A 25,346-nucleotide genomic window follows, 5' to 3' on the forward strand; every position below is an offset into this window, starting at 1 on the left:
CAAGGAGTCACCATGCCCACTTACACCCCCCCATTGCGCGACATGCAATTTGTGATGCACGAAGTGCTCAAGGTCACCGACGACCTGAAGCTGATGCCCCAGCACGTGGATACCGATGCCGACACCATCAGTGCCATCCTGGAAGAGGGTGGCAAGTTCGCCTCCGAGGTGGCTTTTCCGCTGAACATCAGCGGCGATGCCGAGGGTTGCACGCTGGACAAGACGACCCACGAAGTCACCGCCCCCAAGGGCTTCAAGGAGGCCTACGCCCAGTACGTGCAAGGCGGCTGGGCGGCACTGAGCTGCGACCCGGCCTACGGCGGCCAGGGCCTGCCCTTTGTGGTCAACCAGTGCTTCTACGAAATGCTGAACTCGGCCAACCAGGCCTGGACCATGTACCCCGGCCTGTCGCACGGTGCCTACGAGGCCCTGCACGCCCACGGCACCGACGCGCAAAAAGCCCTGTACCTGCCCAAACTGACCAGTGGCGAGTGGACTGGCAGCATGTGCCTGACCGAGCCGCATTGCGGCACCGACCTGGGCCTGCTGCGCACCAAGGCCGAGCCTCTGGCGGACGGCAGCTACGCCATCACCGGCAACAAGATATTCATCAGCGCCGGTGAGCACGACCTGGCCGCCAACATCGTCCACCTGGTGCTGGCCCGCCTGCCGGACGCGCCCGTGGGCAGCAAGGGCATCAGCCTGTTCGCCGTGCCCAAGTTCCATGCGGCTGCCGATGGCACGCTGGGCAAGCGCAACGGTATCTACTGCGGTGGTATCGAGCACAAGATGGGCATCCACGGCAACTCCACCTGCCAGATGGTGCTGGAAGGTGCCATCGGCACCCTGGTGGGCCAGCTCAACAAGGGCTTGGCGGCCATGTTCGTGATGATGAACGCCGCCCGCCTGGGTGTGGGTAACCAGTCGCTGGGTCTGACCGAGGTGGCCTACCAAAACGCCCTGGCCTACGCCAAAGACCGCATCCAGATGCGTTCGCTGTCGGGCACCAAGGCCAAAGACAAACCGGCCGACCCCATCATCGTGCACCCCGACGTGCGCAAGATGTTGCTCACCGCCAAAGCCTACGCAGAAGGGGGCCGTGCCCTGGGCATCTTCTGCGGAGTGCTGCTGGACAAAGAGCACAGCCACCCGGATGAGAAAGTGCGTACCGATGCCGGTGAAATGCTGGCCCTGCTGACCCCCATCGTCAAAGCCTTCATCACCGACAACGGCCATATCGCCACCAACGCCTGCATGCAGGTCTTCGGCGGTCACGGCTTCATCAAGGAATGGGGCATGGAGCAGTACGTGCGCGACAACCGCATCAACATGATCTACGAAGGCACCAACACCATCCAGAGCCTGGATTTGCTGGGCCGCAAGGTGCTGGGTAACAACGGTGCCACGTTGAAGAAGTTTGGCCGCATGGTCGCCGCGCTGGTGGAGGAAGAAGGCGTGAACGAGAAGATGGGCGAGTTCATCACCCCCATCGCCATCCTGGGCGACCAGGTCACCAAGCTCACCACCGAGCTGGGCTTCAAGGGCTTCCAGAACGCCGACGAAGTGGGCGCTGCAGCGGTGGACTACCTGCGCGTGGTGGGTCACCTGGTGTTTGGCTACTTCTGGGCCCGCATGGCCCAAGTGGCTCTGCGCGAGATCGCCGCCGGTAACACCGATGCCTTCTACCTGGCCAAAGTGCAGACCGCACGCTTCTACTTTGCCAAGCTGTTCCCGGAAACCGCCACGCTGATGCGCACTATCCGCACCGGCAGCAAAGCCTTGATGGATACCGACGCCGCCCTGGCCTGATTTCCCATTCTGGAGACAAGTATGAAAAAAATAATAGCGCTCACTGCAGGACTGATATGCGCTAGCTGCGTATTTTCCCAAATGACCCCCGAGGGCCTGTGGCGCAGCATTGACGACAAGTCCGGCCAGCCCAAGGCGGAAATCCGCATCACCGTCAATGGTGGCGTGCTGTCCGGCGTGGTCGAAAAAGCATTGATGCCCAGCCCCGAGCCGCTGTGCGTGCAGTGCAGCGACGACCGCAAGGACAAGCCCAAGCTGGGCATGGAAATCATCCGTGGTGCCAAGAAGGCCGAGGGCAAGGACGTGTGGGAAGACGGCAAGATTCTCGACCCCGATAACGGCAAAAACTACACCCTGCGGATGGAGCCGCTGGAAGACGGCAAGAAGCTCCAGGTGCGCGGCTATATCGGCCCCTTCTACCGCACCCAAATCTGGCTGCGCGTGCAATAAACCCGAAAGAATGTATGTCCCGATTTCCGATTAAAAAAGTCGCCGTCCTCGGCGCAGGCGTGATGGGCGCGCAGATTGCTGCGCACTTGGTCAACGTCAAGGTGCAGGTCGTGCTGTTCGACCTGAAGGCCAAAGAGGGCCCGGCCAACGGTATCACCGCCAAGGCCATCGCTAACCTGAAGAAGCTCAAGCCCGCGCCGCTGGGCGTGGCCGAAGATGCGGACCTGATCCAGCAGGCGAACTACGACGACCACCTGGACCAGCTCAAAGACTGCGACTTGATCATCGAGGCCATCGCCGAGCGCATGGACTGGAAGCTCGATCTGTACAAAAAGATCGCGCCCTTTGTGGCCCCGCATGCGCTGGTGGCCTCCAACACCTCGGGCCTGTCGATCACCAAATTGAGCGAAGCTCTGCCCGAGGAGATCAAACCGCGTTTCTGCGGCATCCATTTCTTCAACCCACCGCGCTACATGTACCTGGTGGAGCTGATCAATACGCCCACCACCCAGCCCGAAGCGCTGGACCAGCTCGAAGCCTTCGTCACCACCAGCCTGGGCAAGGGTGTGGTACGCGCCAAGGACACGCCCAACTTCATCGCCAACCGCGTCGGCATTGCCGGCATGCTGGGCATCATCGGCGAGACCGCCAAGTTTGGCCTGACCTATGACGTAGTCGATGACCTGACCGGCAAGCGCCTGGGCCGCGCCAGCTCGGGCACCTTCCGTACCGCCGACGTGGTGGGTCTGGACACGATGGCCCACGTGGTCAAGACGCTGCAGGACAACCTCAGCCTGGAAACCGACCCGTTCTACGGCAGCTATGGCACGCCGCCGGTGCTGGCCCAACTGCTGGAAATGAAGAACCTGGGCCAAAAGACCAAGGCCGGTTTCTTCAAGAAAGTGGGCCGCGACGTGCTGCGTTTCGACGCGGCCAGCGCCAGCTACGTGCCCGGTGGCGAAAAGGCCGACGAGGTCTATGGGCGCATGCTCAAGAAGCCTGCCGCCGAGCGTCTGGCCCTGCTGCGCAGCAGCGAAGGCCCGCAAGGCCAGTTTCTGTGGGCGATTTTGCGCAACAGCTTCCACTACGCTGCCGTGCACCTGCAAACCATAGCTGATACCGCCCGCGACGTGGATCTGGCCATGCGCTGGGGCTTCGGCATGCAACAAGGCCCGTTCGAGCTATGGCAAGAAGCCGGTTGGCTGACGGTGGCCAACTGGATCAAGGAGGACATAGAGGCTGGCAAAGCCCTGTGCAACGCGCCCCTGCCCGAATGGGTGTTCAAGGGACCGGTGGCGGAGTCGCAAGGCGTGCACACGGCCGAAGGTTCGTGGAACCCGTCTACTTCAAAATTCGTAGCGCGTCACGCCCTTCCTGTCTACACAAGGCAGCTATTTCCTGAAAAAATATCCGGCCATACCCAAGGCCTGGGCCTGGGTGGCGGTTTCGAGACGGCGGGCACGACCTTGTTCGAAGATAAGGCCATCCGCCTGTGGACGCTCGATGACCAGGTCGTCATCGCCAGCATCAAAACCAAGATGCACGCCATCAGCCCCGAAGTCTCTGAGGGCCTGGCCCGCGCGGTCGAGCTGGCCGAGAGGGATTACGCCGCCGTGGTGGTCTGGTCGGGCGACGAGCCTTTCAGCGCCGGTGCCGACCTGCAGGCCATGCTGCCCGGCTTCATGATGGGCGGCGCGGCAGCGATCAATATTGCAGAGAAGGCCCTGCAAAGCGTGATGCTCAAAATCCGTTACGCCAACGTGCCGGTGGTGTCCGCCATCCGGGGGCTGGCGCTGGGTGGCGGCTGCGAGCTGGCGGTGCACTCCGCCCGCCGCGTGGTGGCGATGGAGAGCTATATCGGCCTGGTCGAAGTCGGTGTCGGCCTGGTGCCCGGCGCGGGCGGCCTGACCTACATCGCCCGCCGGGCGGCTGAGAACGCCGCCCTGTCGGTGCACAAAGACCTTCTGCCCTTCCTCACCGAAGGCTTTACCGCCGCGGCCATGGCCAAGGTAGGCACCAGCGCGCTGGAGTCGCGCAAGCTGGGTTACCTGCTGGACAGTGACGTCATCGTGCCGAACAAGGACGAGCTGCTGTTTGTCGCCCTGAACGAAGCCAAGGCCATGGCCGCCAGCGGTTACCGCGCCCCGCACAAACGCCTGTTTCCCGTGGCAGGCCGCAACGGAAAAGCCACCATCCAGGGCCAACTGGTCAACATGCGCGACGGCGGCTTCATCAGCCAGCACGACTTCCACATCGCCAGCCTGATCGCCGGTGTGGTGACGGGCGGCGACGTGGACAACGGCACCCTGGTCACCGAGGAATACCTGATGACCCTGGAGCGCAAAGCCTTCTGCAGCCTGCTGGAAAACGCCAAAACACAGGAGCGCATCATGGGCATGCTGTCCACCGGCAAGCCCGTGCGCAACTAAGGAACGAATATGAGCAAGCAAATCCAAGATGCCTACATCGTCGCCGCCACCCGCACGCCCATCGGCCGTTCGCACAAGGGTTATCTGCGCAACACCCGGCCTGATGAGCTGCTGGCCACCACCCTGCGTGCCGCCCTGGCCCAGGTGCCGGGCCTCGACCCGGCAACCATCGAAGACGTGATCTGCGGCTGCGCGATCCCGGAAGCCCAGCAGGGCCTGAACGTGGCGCGCATCGGCGCGGTGCTGGCGGGACTGCCGAATTCGGTAGGCGGCATCACCGTCAACCGCTTCTGCGCCTCCGGCATCAGCGCAGTGCAGATGGCCGCCGACCGCATCCGCGTGGGCGAGGCCGACGTGATGTTTGCCGCTGGCGTGGAAAGCATGAGCATGGTGCCGATGATGGGCAACGGGCCCAGCCTGTCGCCCAACATCTTCAGCAACACCGATGACGTGGACAACTACGGCATCGCCTACGGCATGGGCCTGACGGCCGAGAAGGTGGCGCAGCAGTGGAAGATCAGCCGCAATGCGCAAGATGAGTTTGCCTACGCCTCGCACATGAAGGCGTTGGCGGCCATGAAGGCGGGTTATTTCAGCGACGAGATCACCCCGATCACGGTGGACGACCGCAGCGTCGATCTGGCCACTGGCAAGGTCAGTATCGACCAGCGCACCATCAGCCTGGACGAAGGCGTACGCCCAGAAACCACGGTGGAAGGACTCGGCAAGTTGAAGACGGTTTTCTCGGCGCGTGGCTCAGTCACGGCAGGCAACAGCTCGCAAACCTCGGACGGCGCTGGCGCGCTGATCCTGGCCAGCGAATCGGCAGTGAAGCGCTTCGGCCTGACCCCGCTGGCCCGCTTTGTCAGCTTCGCCAGCAAGGGCGTGCCGCCGCACATCATGGGCATCGGCCCTATCGAGGCGATTCCCGCTGCGCTACGCTACGCCGGTTTGAAACACCAGGATATCGACTGGTTCGAGCTGAACGAAGCCTTCGCCGCCCAGTCGCTGGCCGTGATGAATACGCTAGGCCTGGACCCGTCCAAGGTCAATCCCATGGGCGGCGCAATCGCCCTGGGCCACCCGTTGGGTGCCACCGGTGCCATACGCGCCGCCACCGTGATCCACGCGCTGCGCCGCAACAACCTGAAGTACGGCATGGTGACCATGTGCGTAGGTATGGGCCAAGGGGCCGCAGGCATTTTTGAACGGGTTTAACACCATGAGCGACATCCTTACCCACACCGAAGACGGCATTCTGACCATCACGCTGAACCGCGTGCCCAAGAAGAATTCCCTTACTGCCGCCATGTACACCGCGATCTCCAACGCGCTGGAGGCGGCGCAGGCCGACCCGGCGGTGCGGGTGGCGGTGATCCAGGGGCATGAGACGATTTTTTCGGCGGGCAACGACATTGGCGACTTTTTGAAAGTACCGCCCAGCGCCGACTCGCCGGTGGTCCGCTTTCTGCGCGTCATCAGCAGCTTCCCCAAGCCGCTGATCGGCGCAGTGTGCGGAGTGGCGGTAGGCGTGGGCACCACGCTGCTGTTGCACTGCGACCTGGTCTATGCGGGCGACAACGCGGCGTTCTCGCTGCCGTTCGTCAACCTGGGCCTGTGCCCCGAAGCCGGTTCCAGCTACTTGCTGCCGCGCCTGATGGGCCACCAGCGCGCGGCAGAAGCGTTGCTGCTGGGCGACCCTTTCACCGCAGAAACGGCGCTGGAAGTGGGCCTGATCAACCGCATCGTGCCGCCCGCCGAAGTGCACGCCCTGGCGCACCGCCAGGCCCAGCGCCTAGCGGCCAAACCGCTGGCCTCGCTGGTGGCCAGCAAGCGGCTGATGAAGCAGGAGCAGGCCGCCCCGGTGGCCGCGCGCATCGAAGAAGAAATCGCCATCTTCGGCCGCATGCTGCGCGAGCCCGCTGCCAAAGAGGCGCTGACCGCTTTCATGGAAAACCGCCGCCCGGATTTTTCGGCCTTGTGACCTGCGTGGTTAAACCGTATTTGCTGCGTTAATAGTAGCTGTATGTGTAGGTTATATATGCGCTAGAGGCTGTTTTTATGCCTAACTTTTCGCAATAGAAAAACTGCGGTTATGCCTCGGCGGACGACGGCAGGGTGGCCATGGAGGCCAGCAGGTCACCAAAGCGTTCGCCTTGCACCAAGACATGTTTGCGCAAGGCTTCGGTAGCGGCTTCCGCATCGCCCGCCGTGATACAGCGCACGATGGCTTCGTGCTCCTCGAACGAGGTGTCCATGCGGTTTCGAACGCGCAATTGCAGGCGCCGGTAAGGCCGTAAACGGCGCTGCAACTGGGCCGCCTGGTCGTTCAAAAACCGGTTGTGGCTGCCGGTATAAATTGCGGTGTGGAAGCGTTCATTGCAATAAAAGTAGGCATCTGTATCGCGTTCGGAGAGCGCTTTTTTGCAGCCTTCGTGGGCGGCTACCAGTTCCAGGCGTTCGCTGTCTGTCATGCGGCGGGCCGCCAGCCGCCCGCAAAGGGCCTCCAGCTCACCCATCACCTCGAACATCTCCAGCAGCCGGGTCGGGCTAATGCTGGTGACGACCGCGCCGTGCCGGGGGCGCATTTCGATAAGACCCTCTGCGGCCAACTGGATCAGCGCTTCGCGCACAGGGGTGCGTGAAACACCATACAGTTGCGCCAGGCTGGCTTCGTCCAGCGCGCTGCCGGGCAGCAGCGCGCCTGTGGCGATCCTCTCCTCAATTTTTTCGCGCAATTGGTCCGAGATTTTCATGCCGAGATTCTGCACCCGCGCCTTCGGAAAAAATACATAACTGCACTCAGGGTATTCACTAAAAAACTTTACAAATACGTGGATTACATTCATGTGTGCATAAATGTGGATGGCCCCCAAAGCTGCTTTGGCCAGAGCCCCACTGGATGTGAAAACGCCTAGAAGCCCCCAGCCAGGGCGAACTGAAAAATTGCGTTGAGACTTGCGTTGCTTTGATTAAAAACAGGAGAGACACCATGCGTTTTCGTTTTGCCAAATTAGCCACCCACGTGGTATTTGCCTCCGCCATCGCGGGCCTTGCTGGCGCTGCCACGGCCGCCGAACCCATCAAGATCGGTGTGACCGGTCCGTTCACCGGGGGCTCGTCTTCCATGGGTGTGAGCATGCGCGACGGCGTGAAACTGGCGGTGGAAGAAATCAACAAGGCCGGTGGCGTGTTGGGTCGGCCACTGCAAACCGTGGAGCGTGATGACGAGGCCAAGAATGAGCGCGGTGTGCAGATCGCCCAGGAATTGATCAACAAGGAAAAGGTCACGGCCACGGTGGGTTTTATCAACACCGGCGTGGCGCTGGCTTCGCAACGCTTCTACCAGGAAGCCAAGATTCCGGTGATGAACAACGTGGCCACCGGCTCGGTGATCACGCACCAGTTTGACGACCAGCCCGCCAACTACATCTTCCGCAATGCGGCGCACGACAGCATCCAGGCGCCCATGATCGTGGAAGAAGCGATTGCGCATCGCGGCTACAAGAAGATCGCCATCCTGGCCGACTCCACCAATTACGGACAGTTGGGCCGCGAAGATCTGGAAAAAGCGCTGGCACTGAAAAACATCAAAGCCGTGGCGGTGGAAAAGTTCAACATCAAGGATGTGGACATGACGGCGCAGTTGCTTAAGGCCAAAGAGGCCGGTGCCGAAGCCGTGCTGACCTACGGCATTGGCCCCGAGCTGGCCCAGATCGCCAACGGCATGACCAAGCTGGGCTGGAAGGTGCCGATTATCGGCAGCTGGACCCTGTCGATGGCCAACTTCATTGACAACGCAGGCCCGGGCGGTGACGGCGCGCGCATGCCGCAAACCTTCATCCAGGAGCCGACCACGCCCAAGCGCCAGTCCTTCATCATCAGCTACCTGAAAACCTTCAACCCGAAGAACGCCCGCATCGACTCGCCGGTGTCCGCCGCCCAGGGCTATGACTCGATCTACCTGCTGGCCGCGGCCATCACCCAGGCTAACTCCACCGAAGGCCCCAAGATCAAGGCCGCGCTGGAAGATTTGAAAACCCCGGTGTCCGGCGTGGTTACCACCTACAACAAGCCCTTTACCGCTAAGGACCACGAGGCCATCACGGCCAATATCCCGGTGTTTGGCGAGGTCAAGGGCCAGCGCGTGATTTACGCCTATCCCGACGACTTCAAGAAAGCCTCGGAAGTGCGCGTCAAGGAAGCCAAGAAGTAAGCGAATTCTGATTCGCACAGGGTCATCACACCGCTCTGGCCGTCTCGGCTGGTGCGGTATTTTTTTGCACATTGCACGGAGCTCACACTATGGCCATCCTGCTTCAACTCATTTACAGCGGTATCGCGCTGGGCATGATCTATGCCGTCATTGCGTTCGGCTACCAGCTGACGTTTCAGACCTCGGATACGCTCAATTTCGGGCAAGGGGATGCGCTCATGCTGGGGGCCATGGTGGGCCTCACCCTGGTCACCATGGGCGTGAATTTTTGGCTCATGTTGCCCTTGGTCATGGTGTTTGGCCTGTTCCAGGGGGCGTTGGTAGAGCGCATCGGGGTGCGCCCGGCGATCAAGATCAAGAGCGAATTTGGCTGGATCATGTCCACCATCGCGCTGGGCATCATTTTCAAAAATGTGGCGGAAAACGTGTGGGGCCGTGACGACATGAAGTTTCCGTCGCCCTTGCCCGAATCACCGCTCAAGTTTCTCGGTGCCAATGTGCTGCCCATGGAGATTTTGGTGGTGGTCGGGGCGGTGCTGATGATGCTGGCGGTCGAGTTTTTCAACCGCAAAACCATTTACGGCAAGGCCGTGGTAGCCACCTTCAACGACCGGGATGCGGCCAAGCTGATGGGCATCAATACCGGTTTGGTGATTACGTTTTCGTACGCACTGTCTTCGGCTACGGCGGCGTTTGCCGGGGCGCTGATTGCACCGCTGACGCTCACCGGGGCCACCATGGGCTCGGTGCTGGGGCTGAAGGCGTTTGCGGTGGCCATCATTGGCGGGCTGACCAGCGGCATGGGCATTATTGTGGGCGGCATCATCCTGGGTGTGGCCGAAACCACCACCGGCTTCTACCTCTCCACCGGCTACAAGGATGTGCCCGGTCTGGTGCTGCTGCTGCTGGTGCTGGCGCTCAAGCCCGCGGGTTTGTTCGGTAAAACTGCCATCAAGAAAGTCTGACGATGAACCGCAAGTCTTTGATCGCGGCCGTGCTCGGGCTGGCTCTGCTGGCGGCGGCACCGCTGTTTACCAGTAATCCGTACTACATCCACATGGTCGGCACGATCATGATTTACGCGATTTTGCTGTTTGGCCTGGATATCGTGGTGGGCTACACCGGCCAGGTGTCGCTGGGCCATGCCGGGCTTTTTGGCGTGGGTTCCTACACCGCCGGGGTGTTCTTTCTGAAGCTGGGTGCGCCTCTGTGGCTGGTCATTCCGGCCAGTATTGGCGTGACCGCCGGGTTTGGTGCCTTGCTGGCCTTGCCTGCCTTGCGGGTCACCGGGCCTTACCTGGCCATGGTGACGCTGGCGTTTGGCACCATCATCCAGATACTGATCAACGAGATGACCTTTCTGACCGAAGGCCCGATGGGCATCAAGCTGACCAAGCCCTCCATTGCCGGTTACCAGCTCAATGAAAACGGGTTTTATTGGCTGGTGTTTGTGCTCATGGTGGTGTCGCTGGTGGTGGTGGACCGCATCCTCAAATCCCAGTTGGGCCGTGCGTTCGAGGCCTTGCGAGGCAGCCCGGTGGCATCGGACTGCATGGGCGTGTCGGTCTACCGCTACAAGGTCTATGCGTTTGTGATCAGCGCGGGTTTTGCGGGCCTGGCTGGGTGCTTGTATGCGTACTCAGAGCAGTACATTTCGCCCAACACCTACAACTTCGAGCTGACGGTGTTGTTCTTGCTGGCGGTGATCATGGGCGGCCGCAAGTCCCGCGTGGGCGCACTGCTGGGGGCCGCCATTATTGTGATTCTGCCCAAGCTGCTGGACGACCTGGAGCTGTTCCGTATCGTCGCCTCGGCGCTGGCGGTGTTGATCACGGTCGGTGCCATCGTGGGCCTCATCAAGAAAGTCACCAGCCCCAAAGCGGTGGCCATTCCGGTCCTGGGGTCGATCGCGCTGGTGGTCTTTTCGTTCTGGCTGCAATCCATCACCGACTGGCGGTTGAGCATCTTTGGTCTGATGATTTTGTTTGTGGTGTATTACCTGCAAGACGGCATTGTGGGCTTTGTCCACGCCCTGTTTTTCCGCAAACCCAAGGCGGCCGCGGGTGTGCTGGAAGGCACTGGCAACGCGGGGCCGGATGCGGTCATGGTGGCCGCCAATGGGGAGCACAGTGCCGTGGGGTCGGACCTGCTGGTGGCCCAGGGGGTGCTGATGCAGTTTGGCGGCTTAAAGGCCATCAACAACGTCGACCTGCGGGTCAAGCGCGGCACCATCCACGGGCTGATTGGCCCGAACGGTTCTGGCAAAAGCACCATGATGAATGTGCTTACCGGCATCTACGTGCCCACAGCGGGCAGCATTGAGTTTGCGGGCCGGGCGGTGGTGGGGCGCACCTCGGCCGACATCGCCTTGTCGGGCATTGCGCGTACCTTCCAGAACGTGCAGCTGTTTGGCGAAATGACCGCCTTGCAAAATGTGCAAGTGGGTTTGCACCACACCTTCAGAAGCAATATTGCGGATGTGGCCTTGCACACCGGGCGCTACCGGCGCGAAGAAAAGGCTGCCCATGCGCGGGGCATGGGGCTGTTGCATTTTGTGGGTCTGGGCGCGCTGGCCACCGAGGAGGCGCGCAACCTGCCGTATGGCAAGCAGCGCTTGCTGGAGATTGCCCGGGCGCTGGCGCTGGACCCGCAACTGCTGCTGCTCGACGAACCCGCTGCAGGCCTGACCGCTCCCGACATCAAGGAGCTAGTGGCGATCGTGCGCAAAATCCGCGACCACGGCATCACCGTGATCCTGATTGAGCACCACATGGATGTGGTGATGGGCATGTGCGACGCGGTGTCGGTGCTGGACTTCGGCCAGAAGATTGCCGAAGGCAAGCCTGCGGACGTGCAGGCCGACGAAAAAGTCATCACAGCCTATCTCGGCGGTACGGCGGCATAAGCACAAGGATTCCCTATGTTGAGTATCAAAAATCTGGAAGCCGGTTACGGCAAAGTGCAGGTCTTGCATGGCATTTCCATGGAAGTCCCGAAGGGCAAGGTGGTCACCCTGATTGGCTCCAACGGGGCGGGCAAAACCACCACCATGCGGGCGGTGTCGGGCATGATCAAACCCACTGCGGGCCAGATCAGCCTGCACGGCAAGCGTATTGATGGCTTGGAGTCGTACACCATCGCCAAACAAGGTCTGGCCCACTCGCCGGAGGGGCGGCGGGTATTCGCCACGATGTCGGTCAGCGACAACTTGACGCTGGGGGCTTTTCCCCGGCTGACCGGCAGCCGCCCCAAGGGCGATGTGGCGGGCGACCTGGAGCGCGCCATGGAGCTGTTTCCCCGCCTCAAGGAGCGCCGCAACCAGCTGGCGGGCACTTTGTCGGGGGGCGAACAGCAAATGCTGGCCATGGCCCGCGCGGTGATGCTCAACCCCGAGATCATCTTGCTGGACGAACCCTCCATGGGCCTCGCCCCGATTTTGGTGGAAGAGGTGTTTCGCATCATTGCCGACCTGAAGTCACGCGGCGTCACCATGCTGCTGGTAGAGCAGTTTGCCGCTGCCGCGTTGAAAGTGGCCGACTACGGCTACGTGCTGGAAAACGGCCGCATCTCGGTGCATGGCGATGCCGCCAAGCTGCGCGACGACCCGGCGGTCAAAGCGGCTTACCTGGGCGGCGTGCATTGACCCCGCCATGGCAGCTTCCTCTCCCACCGCGCATCCTGGCCAGGCCGCGTTTGTACTGACGCTGCTGGCGGCCACGTTTTTGATGGGGTCGAGCTTTATTGCCGGGAAGATACTGCTGCAAGGAGGCTTTTCACCGATGGTGCTGGTGGGCTGGCGTTTTTTGGTGGCGGCGGCGGCCACGCTGCCGCTGGTCCTGCTGGATGCAGGCCCCTTGGGCCAGGCTTTGTTGCCCAGTGCCATGACGCTGCGCGATGCCCTGGTGGTGGTACTCATCGGGTTACTGCAAACCGCGGCCGTCATGGGTTTGCTGTTTGTGGCGATGCGCACCATTGCGGCCTCTACCGCCGCTATCTTGCTGTTTACCAACCCGATCTGGGTGGCCGTGCTGGGCCGGATATTCCTGGGTGAATCGTTGCACCGCACCCGGCTACTGGGCCTGCTGCTGGGCATTGTGGGGGTGTCGCTGGCCATAGGCGCGGGCTTGGGTAGCCTGCCGGGTACCGACGCGCTAACCGGGCAAGTCATCGGCCTGGGCTCCGCCTGGTGCTGGGCTGCCGCCACCATCATCAACAAGCGCGCCAAACTGCCCATGGGCAGCTGGGCCCTGAGCTTTTGGCAAATGCTGGTAGGCGCATTGGCGGTGTTGGCCATAGCCTACGGTTCGGGCGAGCACTGGCCGCAGGTGACGACGCATGCGCAATGGGGCTGGTTTATTTGGCTGGCCATTCCGGCCTCGACCGGGTCGTTTGGTCTGTGGTTTGTGGCGCTGAAAAAAGGTGGTGCCACCCGCACCAGCGGCTACCTGTTTTTGGCCCCTTTGTTCACCGTGCTGCTGTCGTTCCTGGTGTTGGGTAACACCCTGGTGTGGGCGCAGGGGCTGGGCGGCGTGCTGATCGGGCTGTCGTTGTGGCTGGTCAACCGGCAGCCTGCTGCGTACCGGTCCTGAGCACCTTCTAAATCCCGGCCAACGAATCCAGCAGCCCGTCGGCATCCACGCCTGAGACGGGTTCACCGTGGTTGTAGCCGTAGGTCACCAGCAGCACCGGGCAGCCCGCGGCCCGTGCGGCCTGGGCATCGTTGCTGGAGTCGCCCACCACCAAGGTGTGGGCGGGCAGGGTGCCCAGGGCTTCGCAGGCTTTGAACAGCGGCAGCGGGTCGGGCTTTTTGCGTTCAAACGAATCGCCACCAAACACCTGGCTGAAGAAGCCGCCCAGGCCCTTGGCCTGCAGCAGCGGCAGGGCCAGGGCGATGGGCTTGTTGGTCACACAGGCCAGTTTCCAGCCGCGCTGCTGCATCGCCAGCAAGCCCTCCACCACGCCGGGGTACACCGCGGAGAATTGGCCGTTGATGGCCCCGTAGTGGTGCTGGTAGCGGTCCATCGCGCGGTCAAATAATGCTGCGCTATTGATAGCTACTTGCGTAGGTGGAATATGCGCTAGAGCATGTTTTAGTACTAAATTTATGAGATTCTCAGACCCCTTGCCCACCATGGGCCGGATGGCGCTGGGCGCAATGGCCTGCAGCGCCAAATCGGCCAGCATGCCGTTCAAGGCGGCAGCAAAGTCGCCCAGGGTATCGACCATGGTGCCATCGAGGTCGACGATGGCGGCCTGGATCGCGGCGGGATTAATACAGCACCCGTCGAAACATCCCGATCGCCATCTGGTAGCCGAGCAACGCCAGTTCCGCGTCATACCGCTCGCCCTCGTCGCGCATGAAGGCGTGGACACCATTGAACTCGTGCCAGGTGAAGTTCACGCCCTCATCGCTTAGCTTTTTGTAAACCAAAGCCCGGCCCTCTGCGGGGATGTGCGGATCTTGCTTGCCCCAGACCATTTGCAGTTCGCCTTTGATTTCGCCGGTGCGTGCCAGGCTATCGTTGCCGGGCTGGGACGGGACCATGCCGGAATGGATGTCGGTGGCGTAAAAGCAGGAGGTGGCGGCAATCGCCGGGTTCAGGGCGGCACGGTAGGCCAGTCCACCGCCCAGGCAGAAGCCCATGGCCCCGACTTTCGCGGAGTAGAAGTCCAGCGTGCCTAGGTAATCGATGATGGCTTGCGCATCGCTATCGTGGGCTTCCAGTGTCTTGGCCACCTTGTCAGCGTTGCCCTTGTCGCGGCCCGCATCGTCGTAGCCGAGCACGGTGCCAATAGGGTTGAGCTCATGGAACACTTCTGGCACCACGACGATAAAGCCATGGCCCGCCATGGTTTGCGCGCTGCGGCGGATGGGTGAAGTCTGCTGAAAAATCTCGGAGTACAGAATCAGCGCCGGATACTTTTTAGGGGCAGCCCCCGGCTCGGTTTTCGGTCGGTACACATAGCAGCGCATAGTGCCAGTGGGGGTGGGTAGATCGACTTCGCTGGCTTGGATTTGCATGGTGTTTCCTGTTTCTAAGGAGTGTAGCCACCCAAAATCGGCCGATACCGCTTCAGCGCCGGGCACCATTCAGGGCTACACCCTGCGCCCGATGCCCGCGGCCGAGGGCTACCGCAACCGTGCCGCCGAGGTGCTGCAAGCGCTGCGCGGCCACCCAATGTGTTTGGCCTGCACACCACCAATGGCCGCTGGGACATGGTGGCCGAGTTGCGGGCCGATACGCTGGAAGCGTTTGACAAAGTGCTCAACGCCATCCGCCGCACCAGCGGCATTGCGACTACCGAGACCAGTATCCTGCTATCCACCCACAAGCTGTGATGCAGGCCTAATTCCTGGCGATAACGGCACAGGCCAGCCGCGCGCCAGAATTGCCGGTGGGCTGGGTGGTGAAGTCGTCTGCGTCCTTGTGCACGATCAGGCCACGGCCCACCACGTCGTGCGGGCCGCTGCCCACGGCCAGGTCGGCGGTTTCAAAATTGATTTTCGCGCTGCCCGATGCATCGGCCTGCAGGCTGGGCAAGTCGCCCGCGTGGTGCATGGTTTCGGTGGCGGCCCCGTGGGCGTGGCCATCGGGGTTGAAATGGCCACCGGCAGACATGCCGTCGCCACTGGAGCAGTCGCCCTTTTCATGGATGTGGAAGCCGTGCACGGTGTTGGGCAGCAGGCCATGCACTTCGCCGCGTACCAGCACTTTGCCGGGGAGTTGGATGAACTGGATGCTGCCGGTGGCGGTGTTGCCCGTGGTGGCAGCCAGCGGGGCGGTGGCCATGGGCCCCGTGGGCGGCGTGGCGCAGGCAGTGAGCAGGGTGGACAAGACCAGAGGCGTAAGGACGTGGAGGGCGCGCATGGGATTCCTTCAGTTGATACAGCGTTGCCACCCACAACGGGTGCAGCATGGCTGCCAAGATACCCCAATTACCGGTTGCGCCGCCACCATTCCAGCATGCGTTCACGGTTGTTGTTGTCGTCCTGGTGGGTTTGCAATGGTTTGAGCAGGTCGCTGCGGCTGACGATGCCCACCAGTTGGTGCGAACCGTCAGCGGCCAGTACGGGCAAGCGTTCGAGCTGGTGGGCCGCCATGCGTTGGGCCACGGCCCGGCAGGTTTCGCCCGGCAAGGCCGAGACGGTGCTGGTACCCGTGAACAGGTCGCCAGCAACCTGGGCACCGTGCGCAGGCTGGTGCAGCCGCTGCACATCCAGCATACCGACGTAGGTGCCATCTTCTTCGACCACCGCAAACGCCCGGTGCTGCTGGCCCACGCCAAACCAGTGTGCGTGCACCTGGGCCAGCGGCGTGTGGGCAGGAATGGTCTGCACAGTGCGGGTCATGGCTTCGTCGACGCGGGTGTGTTCCAGCGGGTCCACGCTGTATTCGCGCTGTACATGCCGCCCCCGGCGGTCCAGGCGCTCGGTCATGATCGAGCGCCGCATCATCAGCACACTCAGGCCGTGCGCCACCGTGCAGGTCAGCAGCAGGGGCAGCAAGGCGTTGTTGTCACCCGTCAGGCCCACGGCAAACACCGTGGCCGTCAAAGGCGCACCGAGCGCGCTAGCCAGCATGGCGGCCATGCCCACCAAGGGCCATAGCGCGGCATCCCCACCGGGCAGCAGCGGGGCCAGCACGGCGCCCAGGCCTGCGCCGATCATCAGCAAGGGTGCAAGCACACCGCCCGAGGTGCCGGAGCCCAGCGCGATCACCCACATGGTGGCCTTCACCGCCAGCAGGGCCAGCGTGGCACCCAGCAGCAAACGTTGGTTCAGCAGGTCCCCGATCACGTCGTAGCCCACCCCCAAGGCCCGCGGCTGCAACCAGCCACCGATGCCCACCGCTACACCGCCGAGGGCCGGCCACCACATCCAGTGCAAGGGCAAGCGGTGGAACAGATCTTCCACCGCATACAGCGCGCTGGAAAGCGCTGCGGCCAGCAGCGCAGCCAGCACACCCACGGCGATGCAGGAGAAAAATGCCAGCCCATGGGCCATCTCGGTGTGCAGGGGAAACAGCGGCCCCGCGTCCAGCAGCAGCGGCCGGGCAAACCCCGCCACCGCACAGGCCATGGCGACTGCCAGCAGGCTGCGGGCGCGCAATTCAAACAGCAGCAGTTCCACCCCCAGCAGCACGGCGGCCACGGGCGTGCCAAACACAGCCGTCATGCCCGCGGTGGCACCAGCCACCAGCAGGGTTTTGCGCTCCGATGCCGACAGGTGGAAGTGCTGGGCCAGCAACGAGCCCAGGGCCCCGCCGGTCATGATGATGGGGCCCTCTGCACCGAAAGGACCGCCCGAGCCGATCACCAATCCGGACGACAGCGGCTTGAGCACCGCTACTTTGGCCGACATACGGCTCTGGGCAAACAAGATCACCTCGATGGCCTCCGGGATGCCGTGGCCGCGGATCTTCTCGGAGCCGAAGCGCGCCATCAAGCCCACCAGCAGCCCACCGACCACCGGCACCAGAATGCTCCACAGCCCCAGGTGGTTCAAGGCGGGCGATTGGTCGGCGGTCGAGAAGGTCTGGAAGAAAAACAGGTTGGTGCACAGGTGGATCAGTGTCAGCAGCAGCCAGGCGGCCAGAGTGCCCAGGATGCCGACCGGGATGGCCAGGCCTGCGATGAGCAGCATGCGCCTGTCAACGGCGTAGTCGCGGTTGGGGTGTGCGGGGATATGCATGGGTGTATCAGGTGGAGGGCGTTGTGGGGGCTGGGCCCAAATGGGCCAGGCTGGTTTCATACAGGGTGGCCATCAGGTCGGTCTGCGTGACCATGCCGACCAGCCGCCGCTCGGCATCGACCACGGGCACATGGTGCATACCCGCATCGACCATCCAGGGCACCAGCTCCACCAGCGGGGTGGTTTCAAAAGCCGTTTTGACGGGCGAGGCCATGATTTGGCCGACCACTTCGGCTTTGCTGGAGTGGCTGTGCGGTGTGCGGTGCAACAGAGCGCGCAGCCGTGCGCCCAGCGTGCCCAACGAGCGATGGCCGTCGGCATCCACCTGGTTCAAAAAGTGCGAGCGCGTGACGATGCCAATCACCCGCCGTGCCCGGTCGATGACGGGCAATGCCTGTACGCGGTGCGTGTGCATCAGCTGCCAGGCCTCGTCCAGTTCGGTGGCGAATTCGACCGCCCGCACGTCGCGAGACATGGTGTCGCCGCACTGTGTGGCACCAAAGCGGCGGCGAAAGGCCTGGGTTTCCGTGCGGCGGAACAGCAGTTCCAGGTCGTCAAAGCTGATGTCCAGCACCTGGTTATAGTCCTTCAGCACCGCCTGCAGGTCCTCGGTGGTGAAGCCTAGCCGTGTCGTAGGTGTTGGGTCGTTGGTCAGGTGCGGATGCGGCGTTTCAGCCCGCTGGGCGTGCGGGTAGCGGCGGCCGGTGGCGTTGTTGTACAGCAGCGCGGCCAACAGCAGCACGGCGGTATTCAAGGCCACCGGTGTGGCCATAAAACCATAGCCCGCCGCGTGGATCTGCGGACCTCCCAGCACGGCGGTCAGGGCCACCGCACCGCTGGGCGGATGCAGGCAACGCAACCAGAACATGGCCCCGATAGAGAAAAAGATGGCTGCGGCCGCTGCGGGCACCGGTGCCGCCAGCAGCTTGGCGCAGCTGACACCGATGAAAGCCGCCACCAGGTTGCCGCCCACAATCGACCAGGGCTGGGCCAGTGGACTGGCGGGCTGCGCGAACAACAGCACCGCCGATGCGCCCATGGGAGCCATCAACCACACGGTCGCCAGCGTCAGGCCCATCACCTGTGCGCTGAGCCAGCCGGTCACTGCAATGCCCAGCAACGCCCCCAGGCAGGACCGCAGCCGTTCCGCGCGGTTGACCGAGGTGCTCGGCGGGTACAGGTTCAGCAGCCAGAATGGAGGGGATAGTTTCATGCGATTGATAGAGCACACACAGACCCTAATTACATCATATTGTGATGTAATTAAATGAAGACGACCTTTCCCCCATGCCCACCAGCCCCACCACACTCGCCAAAGCCGACTATGAGGCCTTGTCGGAATTCCGTTACCAGCTGCGCCGGTTCCTGCGCTTCAGCGAAGATGCCGCCCAATCCGAAGGCCTGACCCCGCTGCAGTACCAGTTGCTGCTGCACATCAAGGGCTACCCCGGCCGGGACTGGGCCACGGTGGGCGAATTGGCGCAGCGCCTGCAGACGCAGCAGCACGGCGTGGTGGCGCTGGTGTCGCGCTGCGAAGCCGCCGGGTTGGTAACCCGCGCGGCCAGTGCCGTGGACCGGCGCCAGGTGGAGGTGCGGTTGACCGCGGCGGGCGACACCTGCCTGCAGCGCTTGGCCGGGCTGCACCACACCGAGCTGCGTTCGCTCACCGGGGGCTTCCAGGTGGCGAACATTTCGGCCTTCAACGACCGGGCGGGTTGACCTCGGAAAGTGCTCAGTCCGCCAGCAACTGCCGCAGCACAAACGGCAAGATACCGCCGTGCTGGTAGTAATCCACCTCGATCGGCGTGTCGATGCGCAGGCGCACCGTTACCTCTTGCTGGCGGCCGTCGGTGCGGTGAATGACCAGTGCTACGTCCATCTGCGGCTGCAGGGCCGCGCGGACCACCACATCGATGGTTTCATCGCCGCGCAAGCCTAAAGTTTGCCAGCTATCCGTGCCCAGGAACTGCAGCGGCAGCACGCCCATGCCCACCAGATTGGCCCGGTGGATGCGCTCGAAGCTGCGCGCCACCACCGCCTTGATGCCCAGCAGCTGCGTGCCCTTGGCCGCCCAGTCGCGCGACGAGCCGGTGCCGTACTCCTCGCCGCCAAACACCACCGTAGGCACACCGGCCGCCAGGTACTTTTGTGCGGCCTCAAAAATAGACATCTTCTCGGGCACGCCCTGTGCCGGGTGGTACAGCGTCACGCCGCCTTCTTCCTGCGAGCCGTGGGCATCTAGCGGCAGCATCAAATTCTTGATGCGCACATTGGCGAAGGTGCCGCGCACCATCACGTCGTGGTTGCCGCGGCGCGAGCCATAGCTGTTGAAGTCGGCGCGGGGCACGCCGTGGGCCAGCAGCCATTGCCCAGCGGGGGATTTTTCGGCGATGGAGCCTGCGGGCGAGATGTGGTCGGTGGTGATGGAGTCGCCAAACAGCGCCATGGTCCGCGCGCCGGTAAAGCCAGCCGCCGACAGGTGGGGGACCAGGCTGAAGCCGCCAAAAAACGGCGGCTCGGCAATGTAGGTGGACTGCGGCCAGTCGTAGATCTGGCCGGTGGTGCCCTTGATGCTGCTCCACAGCGCGCCGGGGTCGGACTTGATCTTGTCGTAGTTGGCGCGATAGGCCTGTGCGTCGGTGGCAAAGCGCAGGTTCGCGTCGATCTCGTCCATGCTGGGCCAGATGTCGGCCAGAAACACCGGCTTGCCGCCCGTGCCCAGGCCCACCGGCTGGGTAGCCAGGTCGGTCATGACATTGCCTGCAATCGCATAGGCCACCACCAGCGGCGGCGAGGCCAAAAAGTTGGCCTTCAGGTTGGGGTGGATGCGCGCCTCAAAGTTGCGGTTGCCCGACAGCACCGCCGCGCAGACCAACTCGTGGGTGCCGATGGCCGCATTGATTTCGGGCGACAAATCCCCTGCATTGCCGATGCAGGTGGTGCAGCCATAGCCCGCCAGGTAAAAACCCAGCTTTTCCAGGTAGGGCAGCAGCCCGGCTTTTTGCAAATACTCGGTGACGATGCGCGAGCCGGGGGCCAGCGAGGTTTTGATGTGCGGCAGCACCGTCAGGCCCGCCTCCACCGCCCTCTTGGCCAGCAGGCCCGCCGCCAGCATCACGCTGGGGTTGGAGGTGTTGGTGCAAGAGGTGATGGCCGCGATCAGCACGTCGCCATTGCCGATGGTGGTGTCGTTGGACGGCAGCGGATAGCGCAGCGCTAACGTATTGGCGGGGCGGTTGAAGCCGTTGGCTTCGTTGGGCTGGTTGTATAGCGTGGCGAAAGTGCTGGCTAGTTGGTCCAGGGCGATGCGGTCTTGCGGGCGCTTGGGGCCGGCCACGCTGGGCACCACGGTGCCCAGGTCTAGGCGCACGATCTTGGTGTAGTCGATGTCGCCAGGGTTGGGCATGCCGAACAGCCCTTGGGCTTTGTAGTAGGCCTCGAAACGCTCGATCTCGTCGGCGGTGCGGCCGGTGTTTTGGAAGTAGGCAATCGTCTTGTCATCCACCGGGAAGAAGCCCATGGTCGCGCCGTATTCGGGGGCCATGTTGCCGATGGTGGCGCGGTCGGGCACGGGGATGGACGCGGCACCGGGGCCAAAGAACTCCACAAACTTGCCCACCACCTTCTCGGCGCGCAGGATGTTGGTCACAAACAGCACCAGGTCGGTGGCGGTGACACCCTCGCGCAGCGTGCCCGACAGCTCGAAGCCCACCACGTCCGGGGTCAGCATGTACACCGGCTGGCCCAGCATGGCCGCCTCGGCCTCGATGCCGCCCACACCCCAGCCGACCACACCAATGCCGTTGACCATGGTGGTGTGGCTGTCGGTGCCGACCAGCGAATCCGGGTAGTACACCGGCACGGGCCCCGTGTCTTGCGGGCTCTTGTACACGCCGCGGGCAAAGTACTCCAGATTGACCTGGTGCACGATGCCAAAGCCCGGTGGCACCACGCGGAAGGTGTCAAACGCCTGCATGCCCCACTGCATGAACTGGTAGCGTTCGTGGTTGCGCTGGAATTCCAGCTGCATGTTCAGGTCCAGCGCCTGGGGCGTGCCGTAGTAATCGACCATCACCGAGTGGTCCACCACCAGGTCCACCGGCACCAGCGGCTCGATGGTCTTGGGGCTTTTGCCCAGGGACGCAGCCACCGTGCGCATCGCCGCCAGGTCAGCCAGCAGCGGGATGCCGGTGAAGTCCTGTAGCACCACGCGGGTCACAATGAAGGGGATTTCCTCGGTGCGCTCGGCGTTTGGCAGCCAGTGTGCCAGTTGTTCCACATGCTGGGGCGCAACCTTTTTGCCATCGCAGTTGCGCAGCACCGACTCCAGCACGATGCGGATGGATACCGGCAGACGGGCCATGCTGGGGTACTGCTGGGCCAGTTGGGGCAGGGACCAGTACTGGCCCGTGCTGCCGCTGGCCGTGGTGAAGGTTTGCAGGGTGGCGGCAAACGCGTGGGGCGTGTTGGTAGACATGGGGGCTCCTTGTGGGTTGCCATCCAAGATAGCAGGCTTGGATGAACCTGGCTGTCAGTGGGGATGCCGTTCCCGTGAAACGGGGGCGCGGCACAGTCTTTACAACTTGGCGATAGCCGCCCGCAAGTCGTCCACGTTCAACACCTCTGACAAAACCTGTGGCGCGCTGCCCGCCTTGTACAGCACGTACACCGGCACGCCGTTGCGGCCCAGCTGGCCGAGGGCAGCGGTGATGTCGGGGTCGCGCCGCGTCCAGTCAGCCCGCAGCAACTGCACGTTTTTGGCCTCCAGATCGGCCAGCACGGCGGGGTGGGACAGAGTGGTTTTTTTGTTGTACTGGCAGGTGACGCACCAGGCGGCGGTGAAGTCCACCATCACCGGCTGGCCGGTGGCCAGGGTTTGCTCGACGCGGCCCGGCTCCCAGGGTTGCCAGCGTTCGGTGGCGGCTACCACGTTGGACACCGGCGTATTTTTTATAACATTCGGGCCTACAGCGTAGACGATACCTACACCTAATGCTATTAAAAATGTAGCAATCACGGTACGTGTGCGCCCGGCCAGCCCCAGCGCCCACAATACCGCCGCCACGGCCACCAGCAGCACCAGCAGGCTGCCCGCGCCGTCGATGCCGCTTTGCTGGCCCAGCACCCACACCAGCCAGGCCACGGTGGCAAACATCGGGAACGCCATGAGCTGGCGGAATGTGGCCATCCACGCGCCGGGCCGGGGCAGCAGCCGGGCCAGGGCCGGGCTCAGGCTGGCCAGCAGATAGGGCAGGGCCATGCCGAAGCCCATCACTGCAAAGATCGGCAGCGCCTGCGCCACCGGCAGGCCCACCGCCAGCCCCAGCGATGCACCCATGAAGGGCGCGGTGCAAGGCGAGGCCACGGCCACGGCCAGCACGCCGGACAAAAACGCGTTCAGCGCCGGGTTGCGCGCCTGCAGCGTGGCCAGGCGGCTGGGCAGAAACTGGCCGAACTCGAATAGTCCCGCCAGGTTCAGCCCCACCACGGTGAACAGCACCGCCAGCCCCGCCACCACCGCAGGCGATTGCAGCTGAAAGCCCCAGCCCAGTTGCTCGCCCGCCGCCCGCAGGCCCAGCATCAAGCCGCCCAGCGCCAGAAACGACAGCACGGCCCCGGCGGTGTAGGCCAGGCCATCCACACGGTGGGCTTGTTTGTCACCCGCATGCTGGGCAAAGCCCATCAGCTTGATGGCCAGCACCGGGAACACGCAGGGCATGAGGTTCAGGATCAGCCCGCCCAGCAGCGCGCCGAACAGGGCCGCCGCCCACGACAGGCTGGGCGCGGCGGGGATTTGCGACGCGGCGCTGTTGGCCCGCAGGGCGGCTTCCAAGGCGGGCGATATCGTCGGTGCGGCCACGGTGCGCGGCCACGCGCCTTGCACATCGGCCACGCTGCGGTAGCCCGTGCCGTCTGCGGTGGCAAGCACCAGTGGCATCTCGGTGGGGTTTTGGCTGCGCATGGCGGTCAGCGGCGCGGTGGCGGTCCAGGTGGGGCCGTCCCAGCGCTGGGTGATGTCGGCGGCGGGGGCGGTGATTTCCGGCGTTTCGGGGAACAGCTCCAGGGTCTTGCCGCGCAGTGGGGCGGGCAGGTCGGCCACGGTGATGGTGAGTTCTGCGCCTTCTACCTGCACCTTGCTGCGAGCGGCCAGGTCGTGCGGCTGGGCTGCCAGCGCCGCATCGAACGCGGCGGCCTGCATGCCAGTAGAGCTTTTGACCGGCAGCTTCAGCACGAAGTCGCCTTCTTCGGGGATGCATTCCTTACGGCACACCAGCCAGGCGGCGTGCAGCTTCACTTCCAACTCGCTGGCCAGCAGGCTGGGCTTGAAATTGGGCGAGATGGTCAGCGGCACGGGCAGCAGCAGCGTGTCCTCAAAGCCGTAGTTGGCCAGGGTGCCAATACGGATCTTGTGCGGCACCGGCCAGGCAATGTCGCCTGCCGTCACGCCGGGCGGCAGCGTCCAGGTCAGGCTGGTGGCCAGGCCCGAGTCGCCCGGGTTTTTCCAATAGGTGTGCCATTCGGGCTGGTGCGCAATTTGCAAACCCACCCACACCGGCTGGCCGGGCACCACACCCTGTGGTGCGTGGGCCAGCAGCTCGGCGCGCACCTGCGGCGTGGTAATGACAGAACTTAAGCTTTTTTGAGCACTAGCGCAAATAGGTATTGCGCTAGTAGCTATTAAAAGCAGAGCAGTGAGGAAGCGGTGCAGCATGGTGGAGCCAGAGTATTCGGGGTGGGAGCGGCTGGCAGGGGGCAAAGTTCCAACTCAGGTGCGGGTGAACACCGGCGGCAGCTTCTTCGGCGCGGTGATGCGCAGTTGCTTGTGGATGCTTTCCTGGCCAAACACCACCTCGATGTCGGCTACCGCCACGCCAAACAAGGTCGCCAGGAAGCGCACCATGTGATCCGTCGCCTTGCCGTTCTTGGGCGTGGCGGTGACGCTGACCTTGAGCTGCGTGCCCATGGGCTTGGCAATCGCGTCGCAGCAAGCCGAGGGCTTGCCCAGGATGTTGACGATCAGCACGTCGCCATCCCAGGCAAAAAAGGAGTCGCCGGTGGCGTTGCGTGGAGCGGCCATTCTTAACGGGTCACACCGGATTCTTCAACCGCAGCAAGCCCAGCCCCAACACCCCAAACGCCCCGCCGCTCACCCGGTTGAACAGCTGGGCCCGCCGCGGTGTGGCGAACCAGCCTTGCAGCCGGTGCGCCAGCAGCACATAGGCCACGTGGGACACCAGGGCGCAGGCGGCAAAGACGCTGGTCAGCGCGAAAAATTGCGGCAGCAGGGGCGCGTTCAGGTGCAGAAACTGCGGGAACAGCGCGGTGAAGAACAAAATGCTTTTGGGGTTGGTCAGCGACACCAGCGTGCCCCGGCGGAACAAGTCCAGGCGCGATTTGGTGGGCCCGGCTGCGGCGGCCAGCGGTTTGTCGAACATCGAGTCCGTGCTGGTCCACTGGCGAAAGCCCAGGTACATCAGGTACAGCGCGCCGGCCGTCTTCAGCCCGGCAAACAGCCAGGCCGAGGAGTGCAGCAGCGTGCCCAGCCCGGCCATGGCCGCGCCCGACACCGCAAAGATGCCGATTACGCTGCCCAGCGAGCTGCCACCCAGCGTCTTGCGCGGGCCCCAGGCGATGGAGTTGGAGATAGCCAGCAGCACGGCCGGGCCGGGGGTGAAGGCCGTTACCAGCGAAATAGTGGCAAACAAGAGCCAGGCGGAGAGTGTCATGGGGAGTGAGCAGTGCGGTGGGG

The 25,346-nt window shown here is 63.4% G+C and carries 21 protein-coding genes and 1 pseudogene; 12 read left to right on the forward strand and 10 right to left on the reverse strand.

Annotated features, from left to right (window positions below; genetic code table 11):
- Window positions 1-12: 12 nt before the first annotated feature.
- From Q0T48_RS04960 to Q0T48_RS04980, 5 genes are read left to right on the forward strand one after another with little or no spacing between them, the layout of a single operon-like run.
- The gene (locus Q0T48_RS04960) at window positions 13-1,809 is read left to right on the forward strand and encodes an acyl-CoA dehydrogenase C-terminal domain-containing protein (RefSeq protein ID WP_295953241.1); all 1,797 of its coding nucleotides are present in this window, start codon (window positions 13-15) and stop codon (window positions 1,807-1,809) included.
- A 21-nt stretch (window positions 1,810-1,830) separates the two neighbouring features.
- Window positions 1,831-2,259, forward strand: coding sequence for a DUF2147 domain-containing protein (locus tag Q0T48_RS04965; protein WP_295953247.1), 429 nt, complete (start codon window positions 1,831-1,833; stop codon window positions 2,257-2,259).
- 14 nt (window positions 2,260-2,273) lie between these two features.
- On the forward strand, window positions 2,274-4,688 hold the full coding sequence (locus Q0T48_RS04970) for a 3-hydroxyacyl-CoA dehydrogenase/enoyl-CoA hydratase family protein (protein ID WP_295953249.1): 2,415 nt from the start codon (window positions 2,274-2,276) through the stop codon (window positions 4,686-4,688).
- Between the two features lie 9 nt (window positions 4,689-4,697).
- Window positions 4,698-5,906, forward strand: coding sequence for an acetyl-CoA C-acyltransferase (locus Q0T48_RS04975; RefSeq protein WP_295953252.1), 1,209 nt, complete (start codon window positions 4,698-4,700; stop codon window positions 5,904-5,906).
- Between the two features lie 4 nt (window positions 5,907-5,910).
- A complete protein-coding gene (locus Q0T48_RS04980; RefSeq protein ID WP_295953254.1) occupies window positions 5,911-6,672 on the forward strand; it encodes an enoyl-CoA hydratase in 762 nt (253 codons plus the stop codon).
- Between the two features lie 109 nt (window positions 6,673-6,781).
- Here the strand turns inward: Q0T48_RS04980 and Q0T48_RS04985 are convergent, their stop codons facing one another.
- The gene (locus Q0T48_RS04985; RefSeq protein ID WP_295953257.1) at window positions 6,782-7,444 is read right to left on the reverse strand and encodes a GntR family transcriptional regulator; all 663 of its coding nucleotides are present in this window, start codon (window positions 7,442-7,444) and stop codon (window positions 6,782-6,784) included.
- A 236-nt stretch (window positions 7,445-7,680) separates the two neighbouring features.
- Between Q0T48_RS04985 and Q0T48_RS04990 the strand changes: the two genes are divergently transcribed.
- From Q0T48_RS04990 to Q0T48_RS05010, 5 genes are all read left to right on the forward strand, one after another.
- The gene (locus Q0T48_RS04990) at window positions 7,681-8,904 is read left to right on the forward strand and encodes an ABC transporter substrate-binding protein (protein ID WP_295953260.1); all 1,224 of its coding nucleotides are present in this window, start codon (window positions 7,681-7,683) and stop codon (window positions 8,902-8,904) included.
- Between the two features lie 89 nt (window positions 8,905-8,993).
- Window positions 8,994-9,869 carry a branched-chain amino acid ABC transporter permease gene (locus Q0T48_RS04995; protein ID WP_295953261.1) on the forward strand — a complete coding sequence of 292 codons (876 nt, stop codon included), beginning with the start codon at window positions 8,994-8,996 and terminating at the stop codon, window positions 9,867-9,869.
- A 2-nt stretch (window positions 9,870-9,871) separates the two neighbouring features.
- Entirely contained in the window at window positions 9,872-11,809 is a 1,938-nt protein-coding gene (locus Q0T48_RS05000; protein WP_295953264.1) for a branched-chain amino acid ABC transporter ATP-binding protein/permease, read from the forward strand.
- 15 nt (window positions 11,810-11,824) lie between these two features.
- Window positions 11,825-12,547, forward strand: coding sequence for an ABC transporter ATP-binding protein (locus Q0T48_RS05005; protein WP_295953267.1), 723 nt, complete (start codon window positions 11,825-11,827; stop codon window positions 12,545-12,547).
- 7 nt (window positions 12,548-12,554) lie between these two features.
- Window positions 12,555-13,493, forward strand: coding sequence for a DMT family transporter (locus Q0T48_RS05010; RefSeq protein ID WP_295953269.1), 939 nt, complete (start codon window positions 12,555-12,557; stop codon window positions 13,491-13,493).
- 7 nt (window positions 13,494-13,500) lie between these two features.
- Here the strand turns inward: Q0T48_RS05010 and gph are convergent, their stop codons facing one another.
- Together gph and Q0T48_RS05020 are read right to left on the reverse strand one after the other, a co-directional pair.
- On the reverse strand, window positions 13,501-14,178 hold the full coding sequence (gene gph, locus Q0T48_RS05015; protein WP_295953332.1) for a phosphoglycolate phosphatase: 678 nt from the start codon (window positions 14,176-14,178) through the stop codon (window positions 13,501-13,503).
- Window positions 14,174-14,926, reverse strand: a complete 753-nt coding sequence (locus Q0T48_RS05020; protein WP_295953272.1) for a dienelactone hydrolase family protein — start codon at window positions 14,924-14,926, stop codon at window positions 14,174-14,176. Before Q0T48_RS05020 ends, gph begins: the two co-directional genes overlap by 5 nt.
- A gap of 61 nt (window positions 14,927-14,987) precedes the next feature.
- Between Q0T48_RS05020 and Q0T48_RS05025 the strand changes: the two are divergent.
- Window positions 14,988-15,244 (forward strand): annotated as a pseudogene (locus Q0T48_RS05025) (Lrp/AsnC ligand binding domain-containing protein); the annotation flags it as partial.
- 7 nt (window positions 15,245-15,251) lie between these two features.
- Here the strand turns inward: Q0T48_RS05025 and Q0T48_RS05030 are convergent.
- The 3 genes from Q0T48_RS05030 to Q0T48_RS05040 all read right to left on the reverse strand — a co-directional run bounded on the left by Q0T48_RS05030 (window position 15,252) and on the right by Q0T48_RS05040 (window position 18,809).
- Window positions 15,252-15,773 carry a superoxide dismutase family protein gene (locus Q0T48_RS05030; protein ID WP_295953275.1) on the reverse strand — a complete coding sequence of 174 codons (522 nt, stop codon included), beginning with the start codon at window positions 15,771-15,773 and terminating at the stop codon, window positions 15,252-15,254.
- 68 nt (window positions 15,774-15,841) lie between these two features.
- Window positions 15,842-17,548, reverse strand: coding sequence for a chloride channel protein (locus Q0T48_RS05035; protein WP_295953334.1), 1,707 nt, complete (start codon window positions 17,546-17,548; stop codon window positions 15,842-15,844).
- A 55-nt stretch (window positions 17,549-17,603) separates the two neighbouring features.
- Complete coding sequence (locus tag Q0T48_RS05040; RefSeq protein ID WP_295953278.1) at window positions 17,604-18,809, reverse strand: HPP family protein; 1,206 nt, start codon at window positions 18,807-18,809, stop codon at window positions 17,604-17,606.
- Between the two features lie 74 nt (window positions 18,810-18,883).
- Here Q0T48_RS05040 and Q0T48_RS05045 point away from each other — a divergent pair, with 74 nt between their 5' ends.
- The gene (locus Q0T48_RS05045; RefSeq protein ID WP_295953281.1) at window positions 18,884-19,315 is read left to right on the forward strand and encodes a MarR family winged helix-turn-helix transcriptional regulator; all 432 of its coding nucleotides are present in this window, start codon (window positions 18,884-18,886) and stop codon (window positions 19,313-19,315) included.
- 13 nt (window positions 19,316-19,328) lie between these two features.
- Here the strand turns inward: Q0T48_RS05045 and acnA are convergent, their stop codons facing one another.
- The 4 genes from acnA to Q0T48_RS05065 form a co-directional block, all read right to left on the reverse strand.
- A complete protein-coding gene (gene acnA, locus Q0T48_RS05050) occupies window positions 19,329-22,073 on the reverse strand; it encodes an aconitate hydratase AcnA (RefSeq protein WP_295953283.1) in 2,745 nt (914 codons plus the stop codon).
- Window positions 22,074-22,172: 99 nt separating this feature from the next.
- The gene (locus tag Q0T48_RS05055) at window positions 22,173-24,308 is read right to left on the reverse strand and encodes a thioredoxin family protein (RefSeq protein WP_295953337.1); all 2,136 of its coding nucleotides are present in this window, start codon (window positions 24,306-24,308) and stop codon (window positions 22,173-22,175) included.
- 54 nt (window positions 24,309-24,362) lie between these two features.
- Entirely contained in the window at window positions 24,363-24,674 is a 312-nt protein-coding gene (locus Q0T48_RS05060) for a DUF167 family protein (RefSeq protein ID WP_295953286.1), read from the reverse strand.
- Between the two features lie 10 nt (window positions 24,675-24,684).
- The gene (locus tag Q0T48_RS05065) at window positions 24,685-25,323 is read right to left on the reverse strand and encodes a LysE family translocator (protein ID WP_295953289.1); all 639 of its coding nucleotides are present in this window, start codon (window positions 25,321-25,323) and stop codon (window positions 24,685-24,687) included.
- Window positions 25,324-25,346 lie beyond the last annotated feature (23 nt).

The sequence above is a fragment of the Rhodoferax sp. genome (genome assembly GCF_025354435.1).
Classification (GTDB): Bacteria; Pseudomonadota; Gammaproteobacteria; order Burkholderiales; family Burkholderiaceae_C; genus Rhodoferax_B.

Bases quoted from the DNA above. Each gene is read 5' to 3' on its own strand.
- Q0T48_RS05000 (WP_295953264.1), top strand. From the start codon at position 9,872: ATGAACCGCAAGTCTTTGATCGCGGCCGTGCTCGGGCTGGCTCTGCTG.
- Q0T48_RS05005 (WP_295953267.1), top strand. From the start codon at position 11,825: ATGTTGAGTATCAAAAATCTGGAAGCCGGTTACGGCAAAGTGCAGGTC.
- Q0T48_RS04980 (WP_295953254.1), top strand. From the start codon at position 5,911: ATGAGCGACATCCTTACCCACACCGAAGACGGCATTCTGACCATCACG.
- Q0T48_RS04970 (WP_295953249.1), top strand. From the start codon at position 2,274: ATGTCCCGATTTCCGATTAAAAAAGTCGCCGTCCTCGGCGCAGGCGTG.
- Q0T48_RS05055 (WP_295953337.1), bottom strand. From the start codon at position 24,308: ATGCTGCACCGCTTCCTCACTGCTCTGCTTTTAATAGCTACTAGCGCA.
- Q0T48_RS05040 (WP_295953278.1), bottom strand. From the start codon at position 18,809: ATGAAACTATCCCCTCCATTCTGGCTGCTGAACCTGTACCCGCCGAGC.
- acnA (WP_295953283.1), bottom strand. From the start codon at position 22,073: ATGTCTACCAACACGCCCCACGCGTTTGCCGCCACCCTGCAAACCTTC.
- Q0T48_RS05060 (WP_295953286.1), bottom strand. From the start codon at position 24,674: ATGGCCGCTCCACGCAACGCCACCGGCGACTCCTTTTTTGCCTGGGAT.
- Q0T48_RS04995 (WP_295953261.1), top strand. From the start codon at position 8,994: ATGGCCATCCTGCTTCAACTCATTTACAGCGGTATCGCGCTGGGCATG.
- Q0T48_RS05020 (WP_295953272.1), bottom strand. From the start codon at position 14,926: ATGCAAATCCAAGCCAGCGAAGTCGATCTACCCACCCCCACTGGCACT.
- Q0T48_RS04975 (WP_295953252.1), top strand. From the start codon at position 4,698: ATGAGCAAGCAAATCCAAGATGCCTACATCGTCGCCGCCACCCGCACG.
- Q0T48_RS04990 (WP_295953260.1), top strand. From the start codon at position 7,681: ATGCGTTTTCGTTTTGCCAAATTAGCCACCCACGTGGTATTTGCCTCC.
- Q0T48_RS04965 (WP_295953247.1), top strand. From the start codon at position 1,831: ATGAAAAAAATAATAGCGCTCACTGCAGGACTGATATGCGCTAGCTGC.
- Q0T48_RS05030 (WP_295953275.1), bottom strand. From the start codon at position 15,773: ATGCGCGCCCTCCACGTCCTTACGCCTCTGGTCTTGTCCACCCTGCTC.
- Q0T48_RS04960 (WP_295953241.1), top strand. From the start codon at position 13: ATGCCCACTTACACCCCCCCATTGCGCGACATGCAATTTGTGATGCAC.
- Q0T48_RS05045 (WP_295953281.1), top strand. From the start codon at position 18,884: ATGCCCACCAGCCCCACCACACTCGCCAAAGCCGACTATGAGGCCTTG.
- Q0T48_RS05035 (WP_295953334.1), bottom strand. From the start codon at position 17,548: ATGCTGCTCATCGCAGGCCTGGCCATCCCGGTCGGCATCCTGGGCACT.
- Q0T48_RS05010 (WP_295953269.1), top strand. From the start codon at position 12,555: ATGGCAGCTTCCTCTCCCACCGCGCATCCTGGCCAGGCCGCGTTTGTA.
- Q0T48_RS05065 (WP_295953289.1), bottom strand. From the start codon at position 25,323: ATGACACTCTCCGCCTGGCTCTTGTTTGCCACTATTTCGCTGGTAACG.
- Q0T48_RS04985 (WP_295953257.1), bottom strand. From the start codon at position 7,444: ATGAAAATCTCGGACCAATTGCGCGAAAAAATTGAGGAGAGGATCGCC.